Here is a 15102-nt window from a genome sequence, read left to right as displayed (position 1 = left end):
CAGTATTCATAATGTGAATGACTGAAAGGAGGATTTGGTTCGTGCTGGCTATGCGCAATGTTGGCTAAAGCGCTTCATCCTACCTTTTAGAATTTGAACTTGATCACCTGTATTTTCGGGTCTCCTGCTTAGGGCGTGCGGCAATATGGCGGCGACGAAAGAGGGGAAGTATGAGCCGCCTGAAGCTAAGGGCCAGGCCCGTGTAAACCAGAAAGCAAGCCGCGAGGGTGGACAGGCCCGCGATCGTCTGGCCGATGATACCGTATTGTTCGCCCGTATGAATAAAGCGGAGCCAGCGCCGTATTTTACTGCCCCGGCTTGCATCTCTAGACGTTTTTGTTTCCGTGATAGTCGACGCTTTACGATCAAACGTGTAGCTAATGCTGTGATTAGCGACGACCCCTGAGCCGTAGTAAAAGGCGATGCTGGCGTCACTGTCATCCGCCTTGCGCGGGATTGTGATGCGGGTCGATGTCCATCGGGTATCGGCGTCCGCCACGGCGGCCTCATAGGCGTCCTGCAGTGAAGCGGAAATTGGCTTCACGTCTCCTGTTGCCGCCGTATCGTCAATTGGGCTCGCTCCGGGGCGTCCGCCGCGCTGAGGAACATCTTCGCCAACGACTTTATAAACGAGGTTTCCAGCCCAGGAGTAGGAAATCACCACGCCCGAAATAACAATGAAGAATAGCGGAATAAGCGCCCAGATCCCAAAGACGTGGTGCCAGTTATAATCACGGGCTTTCGACGTCGGAAGTTTACTTCGGAAAAACAAATTAAGCCGAATAAAGGACCAGCGCCAAATTTTGGGCAGCCACAAATAGAGACCACTGATGACAATAAACAGAAAGACTAGATTGGCCGCTCCCGTTATGGCGCGTCCGGTATTGCGGCTTTCCCCTGTCATGGCGAGCCAGCGATGTAATTGCGTAACGGTTCCGAAAAACGCATCGAGTTTATGACTCGGGTCAGTGATCTGATCCCCCGTGTAGGGGTTTAGAAGGATCGGATCCTGACCGCGTTGTTGGATAAGAACGGGCGCATCCGGATTACGGCTGACTATCAGCGATGCCCCCGCGCGGTCCAACGTTCGCGCCCGATCGGCTAAGCTATCAAAGCTTAGCCGCTGAGCATCGTTTCGCACGGCGATGTTGACCGAATTTCGCGCCATGTTGACCATATTTTTTTCGTAGGTCAGCAGGACGCCGGTCACGGACATGAGCAGGATAAAGACGCCGGCTGCCACTCCCGCGACCAGATGGCTCCAGAACATAATTTTACGAAATGACATTGGTTACCTAGAAGCTGGCATTCATCGACATCCAAAGGCGACGAGGTTCCTGATTGATGGCGTAACGGTTGGAATAAGCCTCAGACCCCCTTGACGTGTAGGGGACGTACTCGACGAAATTATCATCCAACAAATTATAAATCGTCGCGCTAAACGTGATGGTGTCAGACACGTCATAGGCGCCGCCGAGGTGAACGAGTGCGTAGCTTTTATAGTCGCCTAACTGCTCCTGCGCTTCGCCCGCACCGCGATATCGGGGTGAGCTATACTCGCCACGCAGCCAGCTACTCAGGCGGTCATTGACCTGCCATGATAAGCGGGCGTTAAGTTGGTGATCGGGTGTGTTGACCAGCGGCTCCCCAACGTTTGGACCGCTTAACTGTTCGCTTTCCGTGTATGTGTAATTGACCGAAATATCGACGTCGTCAGAAAGGTTGCGCCGCAAGGACGCTTCAACGCCGCGTGTTTCGGCTTCGTCAACATTGATGTCCTGAGAATTGGTTGCCGCGCGAGGCCAGTAGCCATAATCAAGGCAATCTGAACTCGGAGACAGCGCATCATAGTCTGCTTGTGTTAAGTCAAAGGCGCAGTTTGGTGTTGTCGGTCCGGACGCGATTTTGTCATTAAATTGATTGTAAAATACCGTGACATTGGCCTGCAAACCTTGCGCGCCGCGAATATAGGCGCCGGCTTCATAGGTCGTGCTGGTTTCCGGCTGTAGGGACGGCGTTCCTAAAAATGGAATGGTGCCTTGCCCGCGAAAGCCAACAATTCCGTTAGCAATTTGCTCCAGCCGTGGGGTTTTGAATCCTTTGCTAACCCCCCCTTTTAGCGTGAGTGCCTCGGTCGCATTCCAGACAAGGTAGCCACGCGGGCTAACATGATCGCCAAAGACGCTATGGTTGTCGTAACGAATTCCGGCCGTCGCCGATAAATTGGGCGTGAATTGCCATAAGTCTTCCGCAAAGGCCGCCCACTGGTCGTGTTCAAACGTTTGAGCCGCCACACCATCTTTCATTTCCGCGTGCCAGAATTGGCCGCCAATCGTGAATGTATGCTGGCCAAGTTCTCTGAAATATCGTGAATTAAAAATGGTATTGCTGGTTTTTAGTTCACGCGGGTCGCCTTGCTGCCGCGGTGTGCCCGCCACATCATCAGGCAGGACGCGTCCGATCGTCTCCGTCGTATTAATTGTAATATCGGAATCCACCGTTCCGCCGAGCATATTGGAAGTATGGGCGATAACATATTGATCGCGATTAAACGCAAGCTCTGGTGCATATCCCCGCGTGCCAAGCGTCCCGAGTTGACCGTCAGAATTGTCATAAGATTGCCGCGCCAAATCAACATCAACCCAGATTTTGTGATTGTCATTGGGGAGGATGTTTAATCGACCACCAACTGACCAAACTTTAGCTTCGACAGGGCTTGGACCGCGTTTGGATATTTCGATCTCGTTTCCATCTGTATCGACAAATGTAAGATCCGAAGCGTCACGGTGGTAGTAACGACCCCGTGCCGCGAAAGTCACCAAATCGCCAGCCACAGGGCCGTCCAAATATAACGTGGAATTATAGGCATTGCCAAATTCGCTGTCGCCTTGAATTGTTGCGTCAATTCCGACTTCACCGCGTAGGCGGTCTGTGGCCGTGCGGGTGATGATGTTAATCACACCGCCAATGGCGTCGGATCCATAAAGCGTGGACATCGGTCCGCGAACGACCTCGATCCGTTCAATGGCCGAAACGGGAGGCACGAAACCAGACGACGTCCCGCCGAAACCGTTGGGCGTAACATTGCCCGCTGCATTTTGACGGCGCCCATCAACAAGGACCAACGTGTAATCACTGGGCATACCTCGGATAGAAATTTCTGCCCCGCCGGTTTTACCGACACCATCTCCAATATCCACGCCAGGAACGGAAGACAGGGCTTCGGCAAGGCTGTTGACGCGCATGAGTTCAAGTTCTGCGCGGGGAATCAGAGTGACACTTGCCGGCGCTTGGCTCAAATTTTGTTCAAAGCCGGCTGCGGTGACCACAATCTCATCAATTGGATCAATATAAGTTTCGGGTTGAGCCTCATTTTCAATCAGACTGGGCTGAGCCACAGCAAAAGCGGGAAGAGACAGGCATGCTGCGCAGCTTGTAAGCGCGAGAATACGAGGAAGAGATTGAGACGACACGATGGCTCCAGTTGCAAATGAGTGTCATCCGTAATATGGTCATTTCTTTATTGCAACTCATTTGCAACAAAGAAATATGCTTTTTATCGATTTGAGGCCGAGGCGTTTTGCGCTGGGGCTTTTGAGACATTTGAAGCAAACGAGGGGGTTTACATTGGACCCATATCCCGAACAGTTCGCCATATTGATCGAAGTCTCGCTAATGACGACGGGCCGAGGACATACATAGTCACGGCCAATCGGATCAGGTTACGACGTGTTTTAAATGACCGAAATGTGTAATGAAAAAGATTGTAGCCCTCACTCACCGGATTAAACGCGGTGCACTCTGACAGGCACCGGCCCGTCGAGTTCGAATGCGATCGCGCCAACATAAATGCATGAAAATCTACAGGAATGAACGGTTGTAATAGCGCAGGGCTATCACCAACTCCCCGCAAACGTCGTGAGTGAACTTTCCTTAGCTCAGGCTCTCGCTGTCTTGTTTTGCATAACCACGAACATGCGCAGTGTATCGTTATAGAAAACTGGTGAAGTTTAGAACACACTCCCTCAATGGATACGAAATGAAAATGAAACACCATTTAGTATGGTCTGCGTGTCTTTTACTTATCAGTTGTACTGATTCTGGGACATCCACGTCGGAATCCCAGCCATCCTTAGGGACAGCCGTGATGGCGGTTGAGACCGTTACGGTGCGTGAAGTGAAAGTCCCAAATATTATCGAATTGCCCGGTCGGGTGGAACCTGTGCGTCAAGCCGAAGTCCGCGCACGCGTCAACGGCATTGTCCAAAAACGTCTCTATGAAGAAGGGACCGACGTTAAAGAGGGGCAACCCCTTTTCAGCATTGATCCCCGCGAACTCCGTGCAAGTTTGGCACAGGTGAAGGCAAGTCTTCAGCGTGCGGAAGCGACCGCCGCGAATGCCCGCGCCATTGTGGACCGATATCGTCCATTGGTTGCAGAGCAGGCGATCAGCGGCCAAGAATATGACTCAGCAATTGCCGCGTCCCGCGAAGCAGATGCGAATATTGCTCAAATTGAAGCCCAAATCGAAGCCGCAAACCTTCAGCTCGGATATACCGTTGTGCGCGCGCCCATTTCAGGCCGGGCTAGACGGGCGCAGGTTACGGAAGGAGCGTTGGTCAGTGCGAGTGGCGCAACGCTAATGACGCGCATCGAGCAGCTGGATCCCGTTTATGTCACTGTGGCGCAAGCGTCATCAGACGTCCTAAAGGTTCGCCGCGCCATTGCGGACGGAACGATCGACTTGGATGAAAATGGTAAAACCAAGGTTCAGCTCTACTTCGGGGATGGCACGCCTTATTCCGAAAGCGGATATGTCGATTTCCTTGACTTCTCGGTCAATGAAACAACCGGAACCGTCAATCTCAGAGCGGAATTTCCTAATCCCGATCAAATTCTCTTGCCGGGAGAATTTGTGCACGCAGAGTTTTTTGTCGGAACGCGTTTAGACGGCATTTCTGTGCCGCAGCGGGCTGTCCAAGTTTCTGCGACAGGGGCGAGTGTCTTTGTCATTGATGGTCAAGGAAAAGTTGCCGTGAAGCCTGTTGAATTAGGGCCAATGGCCGGAGATCACTGGATCATCAATAGCGGTCTAGCGGTTGGCGAGAAAGTCATCACCAGTAATTTGCAAAAGCTGCGGCCCGGCGTGTCGGTCAAAGACAATGCCGCCGTTGCGGGTCAAACCAGTGGCGGCTCTGACATGAAGCCGGGGCAATGACTTTCCCAATTTCACTAAAGGCAGGCTAAACAGTGCCGCGATATTTTATTGACCGCCCAATCTTTGCTTGGGTCATTGCGCTTTGCATTCTGCTGTCGGGCTTTATTGCTCTGCGTGGTTTGCCTGTTGAGCAATATCCGGAAGTCGCCCCTCCGTCTCTCAGCATCTCGGTAGTCTATCCGGGCGCTGACGCTGAGACGTTAGAACAGAACGTCATTCAGATCATAGAGCAACAGCTGAACGGAGTTGAGGGCTTCCTCTATATGAGTTCGTCAAGCCAGTCGAACGGGACGGGCTCGATCACGCTGACATTCGAATCCGGCACGGATATCGACATCGCTCAGACAGAGGTGCAAAATCGCCTGAGCACCGTTGAAGCGCGGCTGCCTGAGGACGTTAGTCGCCAAGGTATTCAGGTACGGCAGGCCAATTCAGGGTTTCTACAGATCATCGCCCTCACCTCAAAAAGCGGCGAACTCAACTCGACAGATTTAGGGAATATTGCCTCTATTCAAGTCATTGACGAGCTAAGGCGTGTGCCCGGCGTTGGCGACGTGACGCTCTTCGGGTCCGAATATGCGATGCGAATTTGGCTCAACCCTGAAAAGGTTGCGTCCTACGGCCTATCCCCAGCCTCTGTGTTGGCGGCGGTGCGTGAGCAGAACAGCCAAACTGCGGGCGGGTCGCTCGGCGCTTTGCCCAATCTGTCTGATACGCAAATCACGGCGACAATTATTACGCAAAATCGCTTCTCTACCATAAAACAATTCGAGCAAATTATTCTCTTGGCAGAGACTGGTGGCGCGACAGTCAGACTGAAAGACGTGGCGCGCGTTGAAATCGGGGCCCAGAGCTATGCGACGACGACAACGCTGAATGGACAACCCATGGCGGGGATGGCGATTCAACTGGCGACAAGCGCAAATGCATTAGCGACCGCCGACGGGGTTAAAGCCCGCATGATGGAATTACAAAAAGGCCTGCCGGATGATGTCGCATGGGCCATTCCCTATGACACGACGCCCTTTGTCCGAATTTCCGTTGAAGAGGTCATTAAGACACTGCTTGAGGCCATGGCGCTCGTGTTTCTTGTCATGTTCCTTTTCTTACAAAGCTGGCGGGCCACGCTTATCCCCACCATCGTTGTGCCCATTGCGCTGGCGGGGGCTTGTCTCGGTCTTTGGGTCTTTGGCTTTTCGATCAATGTGCTGACCTTGTTTGGCATGGTGCTGGCGATTGGCATCCTGGTTGATGACGCCATTATCGTGATTGAAAATGTCGAACGGATCATGCGCGAAGAAGGGCTGCCGCCAAAAGAAGCGACCCGTAAAGCGATGGACCAAATTACAGGGGCCATTATCGGGATCACTTTGGTTCTCGTTGCTGTGTTCCTCCCGATGGCATTTTTTCCGGGTTCAACTGGCGGGATTTACAAACAGTTCTCGGTCACGCTCTCAATCTCAATTTTATTTTCTGCCCTGATGGCTTTGACGCTGACGCCCGCTTTATGTGCGACATTTCTCAAGCCGATCGTTCCAGACGACGCGGTAGACAAGAAAGAGGCCAAAGGCCTCGGACGCGTCTTTCGATTTGGTACGGGGCTATTTGCAGGGTTTAATCGTTGGTTTGAAAGGCTGACGGAGCGATATGGCCGCGCAACTGACGGCATCCTTGCAAGACCTATACGAGGTTTGGCCGTGTTTGTGATGCTTGTCGTGCTGGCGGGCTTTTTATTCGTGCGCCTTCCAACAGCGTTTCTACCCGTTGAGGATCAGGGGTTTTTGATCACGGTCGTTCAAGCGCCTCCCGGTGCCACGCAAGAACGCACGGAAGCCGCTATCCAGCCTGTTTCAGAATTTTGGATGGCTCAACCCGAACTAGAAAACTTGGTCATTGTCAGAGGGTTTAGCTTTTTTGGTCAAGGCCAGAATAATGCGATTATGTTTGGTCCTTTGACCGATTGGAAAGACCGTAAAGCCGAGGGAAGCTCAGCAGGCGCACTGCTTGGCAAAGCCATGGGGCAGTTTTCACAAATTGAAAACGGAAATGTTTTCGTCATTCAACCCCCTGCAATACGCTCACTCGGCAATGCCAGTGGCTTTTCGCTCAAACTGGAAGATCGCGGCGGCCTCGGTCGCGAGGCCTTGGTGTCCGCGCAAAATCAATTGCTGGGCCTCATGTCTCAAAGTGCCATTCTCACAGGGGTTCGGCCGGAAGATCAGCAGGCCAGTCCGCAATTGCGGGTTAATATTGATCGGCCTCTCGCGCGGTCTTTGGGCCTATCAATATCGGACGTGAACAACACATTGGCCATCAATTTCGGCTCGGCCTTCGTCAATGAATTCATCATGGGCGGGCGGTCTCTGCAAGTTTATATGCAAGCCGACGCCCCTTACCGCATGACGGCAGAAGATGTGCTCGACTTACGATTGCCCAATCAATCGGGTGATTTGGTACCGTTCAGCGCCTTTGCCAGTGCAAGCTGGACGGCTGGGCCGCCAAGTCTGGCGCGCTACAATGGCTATCCCGCTATGACCATATCGGGCCAAGCCGCCTCCGGACAATCGTCCGGCGCGGCATTGGCTGAGGTTGAACGCTTGGTTGCTATGCTTCCGCAAGGGATCGATTCTGAATGGACCGGGATTAGTTTCGAAGAAAAGAGATCTGCGGGCCAAATTGGCGCTCTTCTCGGCCTATCCGTGCTTGTGGTGTTTTTATTGCTCTCCGCTCTTTATGAAAGCTGGGCCGTGCCATTGGCAGTGCTCCTTATTGTGCCGATTGGCGTGTTAGGCGCTGTCTTGTTTTCAATGTGGCGCGGCCTCTCGGCCGATGTTTATTTCAACGTCGGATTAATCACGATTATTGGGTTAGCGGCTAAAAATGCCATTCTCATCGTTGAATTTGCGATTGAGGAAGAAAAGCACGGGAAGTCGCCAATTGAAGCGGTGAAGAGTGCAGCGCGATTACGTTTGCGGCCCATTATCATGACGTCCTTGGCCTTTATTCTGGCGATGCTGCCGCTTGTTATCGCGGACGGGGCAGGCGCCAATAGCCGTATCGCTGTTGGCACAGGCGTTATGGGCGGAATGGTTTCAGCGACGGTCTTGGGCATCTTTATCGTCCCGCTACTTTACGCCACAATCCGGAACCGGCTGAGCCGCAAGTCTCCGCAAGGGAGCGGGCCTATGGACGATACGAAAAGTGGGCCGATAACATGAAGCCGATCTTCACCATAAGTGCTGCATCTGTTTTGATGTTGGCCGGTTGTGCGCACATAACACCGAGCCTTACGACGACTGAACTCCCAACCGCCCAAAGCTTTGACGCAGATTACCGTCCTGATGGCACCATTGTTGCCAGTGAGTTGAGTTATCAAGACTACTTCAATGACCCCAAGCTTCACGCCCTTATTGAATCCGCACTGAACAATAATCGAGATCTTCTCGCAGCGACGGCGCGGGTTGAACAAGCCCGGGCTCAGTTCCGCATACAAGACAGTCGGCGCTTACCCACAGTCGGCGCTGACGGCAGTGCAGTGCGCGCTCGCACACCGAGTGTTGATAGTAACAATAATCCGGTTGCTGTGACCTTTAACAGCTTTGATGTTGGGGTTGGCATTGCATCATATGAGCTTGATTTTTGGGGGCGGGTTAAAAATTTAACCGAAGTCGCCCGGTCACAATATTTGGCGACCGTGTCGGCGCAACGGGCTTTTTATCTTTCCTTGGTCGGAGATGTTGCTTCGACCTATTTCGATCTGATCGAAACTGAAGAGCAAATCACCCTTGCCGCAGAGACGATAGCAACACGCGAGAAGAGCCTCAAATTGGCCCGTCTTCGGCTTGACGCGGGCGTGACGTCGGCGCTTGATTTTCATCAAGCCGAGGCGCTGTTGACGCAAGCCCAACAAGCTCTCAGTACGCAACAATTATCGGCGGCCACGATACGTAACCAGCTCACGGTCCTCATTGGCGGACGGCTTCCCAAGTCACTGCCCGAAGGGCTGTCGTTGGGAGAGCAAACATTTATCGCTGGGTTGGATGCGGGTCTACCGTCCGATTTACTGCTGGTCAGACCGGATATTATTGCTGCCGAACAGAGCCTAAAAGCCGCGAATGCCAACATTGCTGTTGCCCGCGCCGCTTTTTTCCCAACCATTTCACTGACGGGTCGTACGGGACTGTCGTCCAGTGATCTGGGTGACTTGTTTAGTTCAGATAGTCTCACGTGGCGCTTCGGACCGTCGATTGATTTACCCATTTTCGATTGGGGCGCACGCGAAGCTGACTTGGGTCTTGCGAAGGCGCAGGAGATGGAATCTGTCGCCAATTATGACAAGGTCGTGCAGACGGCGTTTCGTGAAGTGTCTGACGCGTTGGCGGGGCGACGTTGGCTGGCTGAGCTAGTTCACGCGCGAACGCGGACGGTCACGGTTCAACAGCGCATCGGCTTTTTAGCGCAAAGGCGTTATGATGAAGGGACAGCCAGTTATCTTGAAGTTTTGGATGCGGAGCGCAACCTCTTCATTGCGAGACAAAGCCTGTTAGATGCGCGCCGTATGGAAGATCAGAATGCCGTGTCGCTATTTATCGCGCTTGGCGGTGGTTTAAACGGGTCAAAAAACCCGCTTTAACACCGTTAAACCGATATTTATGCGACATTCGTTCGTTTATTTCGTCAATATCCCGGGCAAGTTCAAATTGTTTTCTGTCGCGCACTCTATTGCGCTTTCGTAGCCGGCATCGGCATGGCGCATGACGCCCGTGGCTGGATCATTCCAGAGGACCCGTTCTAAGCGACGCGCCGCATCGTCGGTTCCATCCGCCACGATGACCATGCCGGAATGTTGGGAATAGCCCATCCCCACACCGCCGCCATGATGGAGTGAGACCCATGTTGCGCCAGACGCTGTGTTCAACAGAGCGTTGAGGAGCGGCCAGTCTGACACGGCATCAGAGCCATCTTTCATCGACTCGGTTTCGCGGTTGGGGGAGGCGACAGAGCCGCTGTCCAAATGATCGCGTCCAATGACCACCGGGGCGCTCAGCACACCTGTTCGGACCATTTCGTTAAAGGCTAATCCAAGCTTGTGGCGCACCCCAAGACCGACCCAACAGATGCGGGCGGGCAGACCTTGGAAAGAAATCCGCTCTCGCGCCATATCCAACCAATGATGCAAGTGCTTATCATCCGGGATCAATTCTTTGACCTTCGCATCCGTCTTATAGATATCTTCCGGATCACCGGACAGGGCAACCCACCGAAACGGGCCGATGCCGCGACAGAATAGCGGACGAATATAGGCGGGAACAAAGCCTGGAAACGCGAACGCATCCTCTAAACCCTCATCTTTGGCGACTTGACGAATATTATTGCCGTAGTCGAGCGTGGGGATGCCGCGGTTCCAAAACGCGACCATCGCTTCGACTTGGTTGCGCATGGACGCCCGCGCGGCTGTCTCAACAGACTTCGGATCGGTTTCTCTGGCCGCGGCCCATTGCGACATTGTCCAGCCTTGCGGCAGATATCCGTTGAGCGGATCATGGGCTGAGGTTTGATCTGTCACGATGTCAGGCCGCACACCCCGACGAACGAGTTCGGGAAAGATGTCAGCGGCATTGCCTAAAAGGCCGACAGATTTGGCTTCGCCTGCCGCGGTCCATTTTTCAATCATCGCGAGGGCTTCGTCTAAGCTGCTCGCTTTTTCGTCAACATATCCGGTACGCAGACGGAAATCGATGCGGGTTTGATCGCACTCGACGGCCAAGCAAGACGCGCCGGCCATCACAGCAGCCAACGGTTGTGCGCCGCCCATGCCGCCGAGTCCGCCGGTCAAAATCCATTTCCCGGTCAGATCGCCATCATAATGTTGCCGTCCGGCTTCAACGAATGTCTCGTAGGTGCCTTGAACAATGCCTTGCGTCCCGATGTAGATCCATGACCCGGCCGTCATTTGGCCGTACATGGCCAGACCTTTTTTATCGAGCTCGTTAAAATGGTCCCAATTCGCCCATTTGGGAACGAGGTTGGAATTAGCAATGAGCACACGCGGGGCATCCGTGTGAGTCCGGAACACGCCAACGGGTTTGCCCGATTGCACGAGGAGTGTTTCGTCATCCTCTAACGCCTTCAAACTCTCAACAATGCGGTCGAAATCCTGCCATGTTCGCGCTGCGCGACCGATGCCCCCGTATACCACTAACTCGTGCGGATTTTCGGCCACGTCGGGATGAAGATTATTCATTAACATCCGCATCGGCGCTTCGGTGAGCCAAGATTTAGCCGTGATCTCAGATCCCGTCGCAGGGTAAATATCACGGCTATTTTTACGGGGGTCCGTCATGAGGTCATCTCTGTGGCTAGCTGTTCGAGGGTCTGGAGAATGTCTTTGAGGTGCGGACGAAGTCTATCCGCTTTGTCGGGTCGATAGGCCCAAGGCGCGGTTTCATCCATGTAGCTCGATTGCGTCAGCTCCATCTGGATGGCGTGAACACCGATCTTAGGGCGTCCGTAATGACGGGTCGTCCAGCCCCCTTTGAAACGGCCATTGACGACGTGAGTATATCCGTCGGCGTTTCTACAAATATCTGTGACCGCTTGCTGAAGCCGATTGTCGCAGGTTATCCCGTTATTGGTGCCGATATTGAAATTTGGCAATTTACCGTCAAACAGAAAAGGCTTCCGGCTTTGGATCGAGTGGCAATCATATAAAATGGCAAGGCCGTGACGCGCTTTTACCCGCGCGATTTCGGCGCCGAGCGCCGCATGATAGGGCGCGTGAAAACTTAGCCGTCGCTGTTCGATCTCGGTTTTGTTTGGTTCACGCCCGTTACGGTAAAGTGGATTGTCGTCAAAATCGATTATTGGACAAAGCCCGGTCGTATTTTGACCGGGATACAGGCTTTGGCCGGACGGGTCCCGATTGGGGTCGATCACATAGCGGTGGAACACCGCCCGAACCTGCGTCGCGTCCGGCAGAAGGTCGGCGTAAAGTTTGTCGATGTGCCAATCTGTATCTTCGAGCGCATGGCCACGAGTGTTGAGGCTGTCGAAAATAGTCTCCGGCACACATGTCCCGGTATGCGGCATGGCCAAGATAATCGGGCTTTTGCCCTTTATAATCTCTACAGGGGTCAATTAAGTCGCCAAATCCAGACCGGGTGCAGCGGCCGCCGCTATAATTGTGCGATCCGTGATCAACTTGGTCGCGGCCTTGATGTCCGGGGCGAGATAGCGGTCATCCCCGAGTGTCGCGACCTTGCGCCGAAGCGCAATCAGAACGTCTTGCAAAGACGGACTTGTCGTTAGTGGGGCTCGAAACTCAATACCCTGCGCGGCGCACAGTAATTCCACGGCGATAATGCCGGAGAGGTTCGCATTCATGCGTGTGAGCCGCCGGGCCGCATGGGCCGCCATAGACACATGGTCTTCTTGATTGGCGCTTGTTGGTGTGGAGTCTGTCGAGCAAGGATTGGCGAGATGTTTATTCTCGCTCATCAAGGCGGCCGTCGTCACTTCGGCAATCATATAGCCGGAGTTTAAGCCGGGTTCGGGCGTTAGAAATGGCGGGAGATCGTGGCTTAAAGTCGGGTCGACCATGAGCGCGGTGCGTCGTTGGGAAATGGACCCGATCTCGGCAATGGCGAGCGCGATTTGATCTGCGGCAAAGGCGACAGGTTCCGCGTGAAAATTACCGCCAGAGACGATTAGTCCCGTGTCGCGTAGCACGAGAGGATTATCGGTCACGGCGTTGGCTTCGATTTCGAGGGTTTTGGCGGCCATGCGCAATAAATCAATGCATGCGCCTGTCACTTGGGGTTGGCACCGGATACAGTAGGGATCTTGAACACGCGTGTCGTCTTCGCGGTGGCTGTCCCGGATTTCTGATCCGTCTAAAATTGAGCGCATGGCGGCGGCTACTTCGATTTGACCGCGGTGCCCACGAAGCGCGTGTATTTCGGGGAGAAGCGGCGCGGTTGACCCCATAATGGCATCGGTTGACAGCGCCGACGTGACAATCACCGCCTCAGCATTCCGCCACGCTTCAAACAGTCCGACGAGGGCATAGGCGGTTGAAAATTGTGTGCCGTTGATTAGGGCGAGGCCTTCCTTCGCGTCCAAAATAACCGGCTCTAATCCGGCCAAGTTTAACGCTTGGCGGGAGGGCATGACCGTACCTTCAAATTCGGCCTCACCGTGTCCGATGAGGGTGGCGGCCATATGCGCCAGCGGCGCAAGATCGCCGGACGCTCCGACGGAGCCTTGGGCCGGAATGACGGGCGTGACATGTCTGTCCAACAACCCTTCGATCAGCTCGATAATCTCCCAGCGTACCCCAGACGCCCCCCGGCCGAGCGAGAGGAGCTTTAACGTCATCATCAAACGCGCGATGGGTTTTTCGGTGGCCTCACCGACGCCGCAGCAATGCGAGAGAATAAGGTTGCGTTGCAGCGTCGCAGTATCCTTGGCGGCAATCTTAACGCTCGCGAGTTTGCCAAAACCTGTGTTCACGCCATACACCGCCGCGCCGCCCTTGACTGCCTGTTGAATAAGGGCGGCCGCGTCTTCGACAGAGGCTTTTGCGGCCCGGTCGAGACTGACGGAGCAGCCGGAGCGGTAGATTGCCTCCAGAGTTTTGAGCGTCGTGCAGCCCGGTGTAAGAATAATCATACGGCACCTCCAAAGATGCGGTCATGCAAGCAGTTTATCCCGATGCCGTAGCTGAGCTCTGCCGGATGCTGCGCGTTCCAAATCGCGAGGTCCGCTCGGAAACCGGGGGCAATGATGCCCGTATCTTTAAGTCCGAGAGCGGCTGCCGCGTTTCGTGTTGTCCCGGCAAGCGCCTCTTCTGGCGTCATTCGAAATAATGTGCAGGCCATATTCATGGCGAGTAAGAGCGAGGTCATAGGCGAAGACCCCGGATTGCAATCAGTGGCAATGGCCATGGGCAAACCCGCGTCTCTGAAACTCTGAATGGGCGGTGGCTGCGTGTCGCGTAGAAAATAGTAGGCGCTCGGTAAGAGGACAGGGATCGTCCCGGAACGGGCCATGGCCGACACTCCCGCGTCGTCCAAATATTCAAGGTGGTCCGCTGAAAGAGCGTTATAGTGTGCGGCCAATGCCGCTCCGCCGAGATTTGATAATTGTTCCGCATGGAGTTTGACGGGCAAGCCTAAGTCTTTCGCCTTGCTAAAAACCCGTTTGATCTGGTCCGGCGTGAACCCAATGGATTCGCAGAACCCGTCGACAGCATCGACTAATCCTTCAGCCTGCGCGGCCTCTAGGGCCGGAATGCAGACCTCATCGATGTAGCGATCATCATAGCCCTTATAGGCCTCAGGCGTGGCGTGAGCGCCTAAGAACGTCGTTCGAACGCGAATGGGATAATGCGCGCCAATTCGGCGCGCGACTCGCAGCATTTTAAGCTCTGTTTCAAAGTCCAAGCCGTACCCTGATTTTATCTCAAGCGTGCAAACGCCTTCCGCGATCAAATCTTCCACACGCGGTGCGGCGCTGGCGAACAATTCATCTTCAGAGGCGGCGCGGGTCGCGGTGACGGTTGAGACAATGCCGCCGCCAGCGCGGGCGATGTCTTCGTAGGTTGCCCCATTTAGACGCATTTCAAACTCTTTGGCCCGGTTCCCAGCATGCACGATATGTGTGTGGCAGTCGACTAAGGCTGGGGTGACGAGGCGGCCCTCAAGGTTTCGCTGTCGCCACGGTTCAAACGGCTGGGGCATATCAGCAAGCGGCCCGCACCACGTGACTTTGTTATTTTCAATCGCGACCGCGCCACCCTCAATAAGCCCATATGGCGTTGCGGACGGGCCCATGGTGGCGATCTGCGCGTTGACTAAAACAGACTGTTGCAAGGGGCCCTCATT

At 54.2% G+C, this 15102-nt stretch carries 9 protein-coding genes; 3 read left to right on the top strand and 6 right to left on the bottom strand.

The genetic code is table 11. The features are described 5' to 3' along the window. Positions 1-103: 103 nt before the first annotated feature. Complete coding sequence (locus IE105_RS13000) at positions 104-1288, bottom strand: PepSY-associated TM helix domain-containing protein (protein WP_189499157.1); 1185 nt, start codon at positions 1286-1288, stop codon at positions 104-106. 7 nt (positions 1289-1295) lie between these two features. Further along, positions 1296-3473, bottom strand: a complete 2178-nt coding sequence (locus IE105_RS12995) for a TonB-dependent receptor domain-containing protein (protein ID WP_233354154.1) — start codon at positions 3471-3473, stop codon at positions 1296-1298. A gap of 674 nt (positions 3474-4147) precedes the next feature. On the opposite strand from IE105_RS12995, the gene IE105_RS12990 reads away from it, so the two are divergent. Genes IE105_RS12990 through IE105_RS12980 form a run of 3 tightly spaced genes read left to right on the top strand, consistent with a single transcriptional unit; the run spans position 4148 to position 9851 of the window. Next, positions 4148-5218 carry an efflux RND transporter periplasmic adaptor subunit gene (locus IE105_RS12990; RefSeq protein WP_233354153.1) on the top strand — a complete coding sequence of 357 codons (1071 nt, stop codon included), beginning with the start codon at positions 4148-4150 and terminating at the stop codon, positions 5216-5218. Between the two features lie 32 nt (positions 5219-5250). Further along, complete coding sequence (locus tag IE105_RS12985; RefSeq protein ID WP_189499153.1) at positions 5251-8436, top strand: multidrug efflux RND transporter permease subunit; 3186 nt, start codon at positions 5251-5253, stop codon at positions 8434-8436. Continuing rightward, positions 8433-9851, top strand: coding sequence for an efflux transporter outer membrane subunit (locus tag IE105_RS12980; RefSeq protein ID WP_189499151.1), 1419 nt, complete (start codon positions 8433-8435; stop codon positions 9849-9851). Before IE105_RS12985 ends, IE105_RS12980 begins: the two co-directional genes overlap by 4 nt. A gap of 36 nt (positions 9852-9887) precedes the next feature. Here IE105_RS12980 and hutU read toward each other — a convergent pair whose 3' ends face one another. Genes hutU through hutI form a run of 4 tightly spaced genes read right to left on the bottom strand, consistent with a single transcriptional unit; the run spans position 9888 to position 15090 of the window. Further along, positions 9888-11561, bottom strand: a complete 1674-nt coding sequence (gene hutU / locus IE105_RS12975; protein ID WP_189499149.1) for a urocanate hydratase — start codon at positions 11559-11561, stop codon at positions 9888-9890. After that, the gene (gene hutG / locus IE105_RS12970; RefSeq protein ID WP_189499147.1) at positions 11558-12355 is read right to left on the bottom strand and encodes an N-formylglutamate deformylase; all 798 of its coding nucleotides are present in this window, start codon (positions 12353-12355) and stop codon (positions 11558-11560) included. Before hutG ends, hutU begins: the two co-directional genes overlap by 4 nt. Then, positions 12356-13888 (bottom strand): histidine ammonia-lyase, encoded by a 1533-nt coding sequence (hutH, locus tag IE105_RS12965; RefSeq protein ID WP_189499145.1) that lies wholly within the window; start codon positions 13886-13888, stop codon positions 12356-12358. It lies immediately after the preceding gene. Continuing rightward, complete coding sequence (gene hutI, locus IE105_RS12960; RefSeq protein ID WP_233354152.1) at positions 13885-15090, bottom strand: imidazolonepropionase; 1206 nt, start codon at positions 15088-15090, stop codon at positions 13885-13887. Before hutI ends, hutH begins: the two co-directional genes overlap by 4 nt. Positions 15091-15102 lie beyond the last annotated feature (12 nt).

Origin of the sequence: Algimonas arctica, assembly GCF_014652695.1 — a bacterium.
Lineage (GTDB): Bacteria > Pseudomonadota > Alphaproteobacteria > Caulobacterales > Maricaulaceae > Litorimonas > Litorimonas arctica.
Note: the sequence above shows the minus strand (reverse complement) of the source record. Positions and strands in the feature narration are given on the sequence as shown.

Bases quoted from the DNA above. Each gene is read 5' to 3' on its own strand.
- IE105_RS13000 (WP_189499157.1), bottom strand. From the start codon at position 1,288: ATGTCATTTCGTAAAATTATGTTCTGGAGCCATCTGGTCGCGGGAGTG.
- IE105_RS12990 (WP_233354153.1), top strand. From the start codon at position 4,148: ATGGCGGTTGAGACCGTTACGGTGCGTGAAGTGAAAGTCCCAAATATT.
- IE105_RS12980 (WP_189499151.1), top strand. From the start codon at position 8,433: ATGAAGCCGATCTTCACCATAAGTGCTGCATCTGTTTTGATGTTGGCC.
- hutU (WP_189499149.1), bottom strand. From the start codon at position 11,561: ATGACGGACCCCCGTAAAAATAGCCGTGATATTTACCCTGCGACGGGA.
- hutH (WP_189499145.1), bottom strand. From the start codon at position 13,888: ATGATTATTCTTACACCGGGCTGCACGACGCTCAAAACTCTGGAGGCA.